This window comes from Synechococcus sp. CCY 9618, from assembly GCF_019038415.1.
Taxonomy (GTDB): Bacteria; Cyanobacteriota; Cyanobacteriia; order PCC-6307; family Cyanobiaceae; genus Cyanobium.
Window position 1 is genome coordinate 1 of the sequence record NZ_JAFKRG010000064.1, and the last position, 6,618, is coordinate 6,618.

Annotated in this window: 4 protein-coding genes and 1 pseudogene; 3 read left to right on the top strand and 2 right to left on the bottom strand. The window is 72.0% G+C overall.

All coding sequences use genetic code 11. The features are described 5' to 3' along the window. Positions 1-316, bottom strand: a 316-nt coding sequence (locus KUG41_RS15145) for an iron uptake porin (RefSeq protein WP_216905041.1), incomplete at its 3' end; no start/stop codon positions are given. A gap of 612 nt (positions 317-928) precedes the next feature. Here KUG41_RS15145 and KUG41_RS15150 point away from each other — a divergent pair. Genes KUG41_RS15150 through KUG41_RS15160 form a run of 3 tightly spaced genes read left to right on the top strand, consistent with a single transcriptional unit; the run spans position 929 to position 6,195 of the window. Continuing rightward, the gene (locus KUG41_RS15150) at positions 929-2,929 is read left to right on the top strand and encodes a glycosyltransferase family 39 protein (RefSeq protein WP_371734176.1); all 2,001 of its coding nucleotides are present in this window, start codon (positions 929-931) and stop codon (positions 2,927-2,929) included. Between the two features lie 28 nt (positions 2,930-2,957). Next, the gene (locus tag KUG41_RS15155; protein WP_216905042.1) at positions 2,958-4,523 is read left to right on the top strand and encodes a glycosyltransferase family 39 protein; all 1,566 of its coding nucleotides are present in this window, start codon (positions 2,958-2,960) and stop codon (positions 4,521-4,523) included. A 7-nt stretch (positions 4,524-4,530) separates the two neighbouring features. Further along, positions 4,531-6,195 (top strand): glycosyltransferase family 39 protein, encoded by a 1,665-nt coding sequence (locus KUG41_RS15160; RefSeq protein WP_216905043.1) that lies wholly within the window; start codon positions 4,531-4,533, stop codon positions 6,193-6,195. A gap of 256 nt (positions 6,196-6,451) precedes the next feature. On the opposite strand, the pseudogene KUG41_RS15165 reads toward KUG41_RS15160, so the two are convergent. Next, a pseudogene (locus KUG41_RS15165) lies at positions 6,452-6,618 on the bottom strand (photosystem II D2 protein (photosystem q(a) protein)); the annotation flags it as partial.

The window sequence follows — 6,618 nt, forward strand, 5'->3', positions numbered from 1 at the left end:
CATCGGTCACCTCGGTGATCCGGTCGAGGCAGGCGTTCAGCAGGGCCGCCGCTTCGTAGCGGGTCATGGCCTGGCCGCCCTTGTAGGTGCCGTTGGGATAGCCGGCGACGCAGCCGTAGCGATCGATCAGGTTGGAGAGCGCCTGGTAGGCCCAGTCGGTGGGCTTGACGTCGGAAAACTGGTTGATGCTGGTGACCTGCTCCTCGGTGGCGTACTTGTTGACGCCATCCAGGTTGAGCTCAGCGGCCTGCACCACAACGGGCGACAGAAGGCCGAGAGCGGCAGGTGCGACCAGCAGTTGCTGGAAGAGTTTCATGGGTTCCTCACACGGAAGCGGCGCAATGCGCCAACCGCAGAATCCCCCAAGCCCCCCTCCCATACCACCGGCCATGTGCCAGAAAACACAACGGCCGGCGGCAGCTGCTGACCCCCCAATGAACGATGCCCCCGAAATCGTGGCTTCCAGGGGACCTGGGGCACACGGTTTCGGGGGCTCTCGCCGGGTCCGCTCTGGCGCGGAACCGATGGATCAGGAGTCAGCAGCCGTGATCAGCCGGCATTCTCCGCGATCAGCAGACCCTGGGTGGGACAACTTGGGTTCATGGACACCTCCTCCTGTGGGGTTGGATGCCAGCCGGCGACGCCTGCGGCAATCGCGGAGAACGCCTTTCAAAAGAAACAACCGGGTGGAGGTTTCCGCCGGCCAGGCCGGGGACCATCCACTCCCGAAGCTTCCGATTCAGGCGTTTCCGTCGATCACCACGCCACTGCTGACGGAACCCGCTAATCGTAACGAGCAGGCGCCTGATCCGCCGCAGACCGCATCAGGTTCAGACTGCTGACGCCCCGCCCCAAGCCCCTGACCTCCCGTCCGCCTCGCCCCTGGCTCTGGTGGCTGGCCCTGGGCCTGATCTGGGCCGCCGCCACCGTGGCTGACCGCCTCTGGCTCCATGCCGACCTGCGCCTGCCCGCCTGGGACGAGGCCAACTACATCAACAGCTCTGTGGACCACGGCCGCGCCCTTGGCCTGTTGCCGGGTGGCGGCTGGCGGGGCTGGCAGGCCCTGCTGGATCTCTCCCCCAAGATTCCGCCCCTGGGGAGCCTGGTGGGCGGGACGGTGATCGCCATGACCGGCGACGATCCCGACGCCGCGCTGTGGGTCCAGTCGGTCTGGGAAGCCCTGCTGCTCGTGGTGGTGGCCGCCTGGGGCCGGCAACTGGTGAGCCCGGCCTTCGGACTGCTGGCCGCCGCGCTGACCGCCGCCGCCCCGGCCCTGGCGGCCCTGCGGGTGGACTACACCCTGGACCTGCCGGTGACGGCCTCGGCCCTGCTGGCCCTGTGGCTGCTGGGCCGCTGGCAGGCGCCGGCTCCCTCGGGTGGTCGCTGGGGGCAGGCAGTGATCGCTGCGGGGGCCATCGGCGCCGCCGTGCTGGTGAAACAGAGCGCCCTGCTGGTGCTCATTCCCCCGTGCCTCTGGGCCGCAGGCACCGGGCTCGGCCGCCGCGGCCGGCGGCTGCAGGTGCTGGTGGCCCTGGCGATCGCGGTGGGGATGGCCCTGCCCTGGCTGCGTCACAACTGGATCATGACCCTGGGCGGCACCAACCGGGCCGTGATCGAGTCGGCCGCCCAGGAGGGGGATCCGGACCCGTTCAGCCTGGCCAGCCTCCTCTGGTATCCCCCCCTGCTGCCGGCCCAGCTGGGGCTGCCGGCTGTGCTGGTGGGGCTGGCCGGCGCCCTCCTGGGCGGGTGGAGGCGCTGGCGCAGCATCCCTCCCACTCCGCCGGCCCGGGCCGGCTGGGGCTGGCTGATCGGCTGCGCCCTGAGCGGCTGGCTGTTCACCACCCTGAGCCCCAACAAGGATCCCCGCTACATCGCGCCGGTGCTGCCCCTGCTGCTGATCCTGCTCAGCCGCGGCTGGTGGGCCCTCGCCCTGTGGCTGCGGGCCCGCTGGGGGCGCCGCGCTGCCCTGGCCGCCCTGGGACTGGGCCTGGTCGGCAGCGCCGGCACCACCGCCGTGCAGCGGGCGGAGGCACTGGAACGGGACCCGCCCCTGCCGCTGGCGAGCCTGGTGGGCGATCTGCGACAGCGGGCGGGCCCCGCCCCCACCACGGTGATCGTGATTCCCACCACCGCCGACTTCAACCAGAACAACGTCACCATGTTCGGCCGTGCCGGCGGCGGCGAGGTCGTGGGACGGGAGACCGGCAAGCGCAGGGAGGAGCATCTGCTGGTGCTGCAGGAAGCCGAATGGCTGCTGCTGGCCACGGGGGATCAGGGCACCCGGCGGAAGGAGTCCCGCCAGCTGAGCCGGAAGGTGCGCAGCGACGGCCGCTTCTCGCTGGTGCGCAGCTGGCCCTGGGACAAGGGCCGCCGGGTCGAGCTCTGGCAACGGAGCGCCGATGCCCCTCCCCCGAGCCGGTTCGACCAGCGCTTCATCCGCCTGGCCCGGGGCATGGAGCGGGGACCTGCTGGCCTGGCCGCCGTCTTCGACGCCATCGGACCGGAACACCAGCTCGACGGCCACTTCCTCTACCAGCAGCGGGTGGCCCGCTGGGCCGAGGCACGGCTGCGCTCCGACCCCGACGACCGCGATGCCCTCTGGAGCCTGGGGTTGCTGGGGGTGCTGCAGAACCGGCCGCTGGTGGCGGCCCGATGGTTCAGCCGTCTGGAGACCCTGGAACCCGCCAACCCCTGGCCAGCGGCCTACCGGGCGGTGGTGCTGCTGGCCGACTGGCGCGCGCCCCAGGCCGCCGCGGTGGCGGCCGCAGCGGAACGCCGTCACCCGGAGCCCGTGCTTCGGGGCCTGGCGGATCTGGCCGCCAGTCTCAGCGGCAACGTGCGCCGCATCCCGGCGCTGACCTCCTCCCTGCCGGCGGCGGTGGAGGCGGTGCAGAGCCAGCTGAGCCGGCCCCCGGCGCCCCCCCGGTAATCTCCTCACCCCAGCCGGCCAGCCGCCGATGCCGCCCGATCGAGGCCATGACACCGGCGCTGGGGGGCCCCTCGACGCCCCCCCCCTGCCGCTCTGGCCGCCGCTGCTGATCGGGGCGGCCCTGCGGCTGGTGCAGATCCAGGCACCGGTTCTGGGCATCCACAGCTGGCGTCAGGCCGACACGGCCGCCATGGCCCGCAACTTCGCGGAGCAGGGCATGCGCTTCTGGCTGCCCCAGATCGACTGGGGCGGCACCGGCAGCGGCGTGGTGGAGGCGGAGTTCCCGCTCTACCCCTACGGCGTGGCCCTGCTCTACAGGCTGTTCGGCGTGCACGAGTGGCTGGCCCGGGGCCTCTCCCTGGCCTGCAGCCTGCTGACCATCCTGCTGCTGATCCGCATCGGCCGGCGGCTGGTGGGGGAGCGGGCCGGCTGGTGGGGGGGACTGTTCTATGCCGTGCTGCCGATTCCGGTCTTCTACGGCCGCACGGTGCAGCCGGAGGCCCTGCTGATGCTGCTGGCGGCCCTGGCGCTGGAGCGCTTCCTGGTCTGGCTGCAGGGAAACCGGCGCAGGGATCTGCTGGTGTCGTGGCTGGCTTTCAGCGGCGCCTGCCTGGTGAAGGTGCTGCCCTTCCTGTGGCTGGGGGCGCCGCTGCTCTGGCTCCTTGTGGAGCAGCGCTGGCAGGGGCGGTGGGCCCTGGCGCTGCGGCGCCCCGGCCCCTGGCTCTATGCCCTGGGCGCCGTCGGGCTGACATCCCTCTGGTACTGGCACGCCCGCCAGCTGGGGGAAAGCAGCGGCCTCAGCTTCGGGTTCTGGGGTGGGGAAGCGAACCGCTACAGCTGGGCCGACCTGCTGGGCTTCGCCTACTGGGGGGAGCTGGGCCTGCGGGTGGCGGTGCGCAACCTGGCCGTCCTCGGGGTGCCGCTGCTGATCCTGGGGCTGCTCCCGCCCCGTCCTGGCGGCCCCGCCCCCCCCCAGCCCCTGGGCCGGGTACTGCCCCTGGGGCTGGGGGGGGTGATCCTGGCCGGCGCCCTCGCCCCCGAAACCACCGCCGTGCATGAGTACTACCAGCTGCCGCTGATGCTGTTCGCCTGTCCGCTGATGGGCCAGGGCTGGCTGCGACTGCGCCAGGGGCCGGGCGGCTGGCGGCGAAGGGCCTGGGCCCTCCTCGTCGTGATGGTGCTCGTGAGCCTTTCCATTCTCGGCATCGACTACTGGAGCAAGGAACGCACCGCCGGCTCCGCCGCCTGGGAGCTGGCCCGGCGGATCCAGGCCGAAACCCCAGCCCAGGCAAGGGTGGTGGTGGCGAGCGGCTCGGATCCGACGGTGCTCTATCTGGCGGATCGCAAGGGCTGGCTCGTGTCGCCGGATGGCCTCAGCAAGCATGGGGTCGACCACTGGCGCCGCAGGGGGGCCGATGCCGTCGCCGGCAGCTATGCGGTGATCGAGAGTTTCCAGCCCTTCCCCGATGGCCCCCGAAAGGACCGGTTGCGGCGCTGGGTGTGCGCCCAGGCGCCCGGATGCCAGGAAGGCCCATCGTTCGTGGTGCCGCTGGGTGCCGCTGCCACCCCTTCCGAGGCCCCACGAACCGACTGAACCACCCTTGCCCACCCCCGTCGTGGCCGCCCCCATCCCCATCCCTGCCGGCCCGCCCCCCCGGCGCCTGCTGCTGCTGCTCTGGGCCGCCGCCCTGGTCCTGGCCCTGGCGGGGCTGGGCAACCTGCCGCTGCGGGACTGGGACGAGGGCATCGTGGCCCGGGTGGCCCTTGAGCTCGCCGACCGGGGATTCCCCCCCGGACTGCTGCCCACCCTCTGGGGCAGCGCCTACCTCAACAAGCCGCCGGGACTGCATCTGCTGATCGCCGGCAGCATCGGCCTGTGGCGCCAGGCCAGCGGCGCCTCCGCCTCTGCCCTCCCCCCGGAGTGGGTGGTGCGCCTGGCGCCCGCCCTGCTCTCCACCCTGGTGGTGCCCCTTGGGGGCCTGGTGCAGTGGCAGCTGCGGCCTGGTCGGCGCGCCGAAAGCCTGGCCACCGGGGCGATCCTGCTCACCCTGCTGCCGGTGATGCGTCATGGACGGCTGGCCATGCTCGACGGCGCCCAGCTCAGTGCCATGGCCCTGCTCTGGTGGGGGCTGCTGCGCAGCCGCGGTGCCCGCCGGGTCTGGATCGACGGTGCCCTGGCGGGCCTGGCGGGAAGCGCCCTGCTGTTGCTGAAGGCGCCGATCCTGCTGCCCGCCCTGGCGGCCGGCGGGCTGGGCCTGCTGCTCGACCCCTGCCCCGGACCGCGGCGCTGGCGCTCCCTGGCCTTCGGCCTGGCGATGGGCTTGCTGCCCGGCATGGCATGGCATGGGTACCACCTGCTGATGCGCGGCCAGGAGGCCTTCTGGCTCTGGGGCGGCGACGGCATGGGCCGGGTGCTGCTGGATGCGGGTGAAGGCAGTGCCCTGGGCTGGAGGGTGCCGGTGCTGAAGGTGCTGGAGGGCGGCTGGCCCTGGCTGCCGCTGTGGCCTATCGCCGTGGGGATGGCCTGGCGGCAGCGGCACCAGAGCTGGGGCCGGTGGACCCTGGTGCTGCAGGGGGTGATGGCCGCCACAATCCTGCCGCTGCGCACCCAGCTGCCCTGGTACAGCCACCCCCTCTGGCTTCCCTTCGCCCTGCTCTGCGCCGCGCCGCTGGCCACCCTGCTGCGAACGGGTGCCGCCCGGGGCGTGCTGCGGCGTCTGCCCTGGTTGTGGATGGGACTCGGGGGGCTGCTGGTGCTGGCGGGCGGGGTGGCCCAGCTGCCCGGTCAGAGTGAGCTGGCGCCCTACCGCTGGCTGCCGCTGCCCGCGGGGGTGGGATTGCTCGGCGGGGGTTGGCTGCTGCGGCCTTCAGGAAGGCCCCGGCGGCGAGGACTGGCGCTGCTGGTCGGTGGTTGGTGGCTGTCGCTGCTGCTGCTGGGCACCGGCCCCCTGTGGAACTGGGAACTGAACGAACGCTGGTCGGTGCTGCCGGCGGCGGCCCTGGCAGGGCGCGATGCGACACCGATGTACATCGAGGGGGATGGAGCCGGTCGCCCGAGCCTGCAGTGGTACGCCCGCCGCAAGCTGCTGCGGTTGCCCGATGGGTCGGACACCCTGATGAGCGACCCGTTCGATCTGATCCTCCAGGCCGGGGAAGGCCCGGAGGAGATACCGCTCCGCCATCGAGCGATCTGCCGTCTGGTGGCGATGGGTGACGAGGGCTGGCAACGATGGCACTGCAGACCCGACGCTGCCCGGGGAGGCTGAACACCTCCTGCTGAACAGCTCCTGGAGGCTGCCGGCGCCGTGGTGGCGCCTGACGGGAGGGCACCAGGCAGGAGATCGGGTGGATCGCCATGGATGTCCGTTCTCTGCAGACCTACCGGGAGGTGTCCGATGGCGACAGAAAAGCGCCTGATCGCATCGGTGAGCGGCTGCCCGGACTGCTGCTCCGTCAGCCAGGGGGTCATGGCATGAAAAAAGGCGCCCCTGAGGACGCCCGTGGAGATGAACTGGAAACCGATCAGAGGGCGTTGCCGCGGGGCAGAACCTCTTCAGGGAAGACGAAGTTTTCGTGCGGCTGGTCAGCGGGGGCCATCCAGGCGCGCAGACCTTCATTGAGCAGGATGTTCTTGGTGTAGAACGTCTCGAATTCAGGATCCTCCGCCGCGCGGATCTCCTGGCTCACGA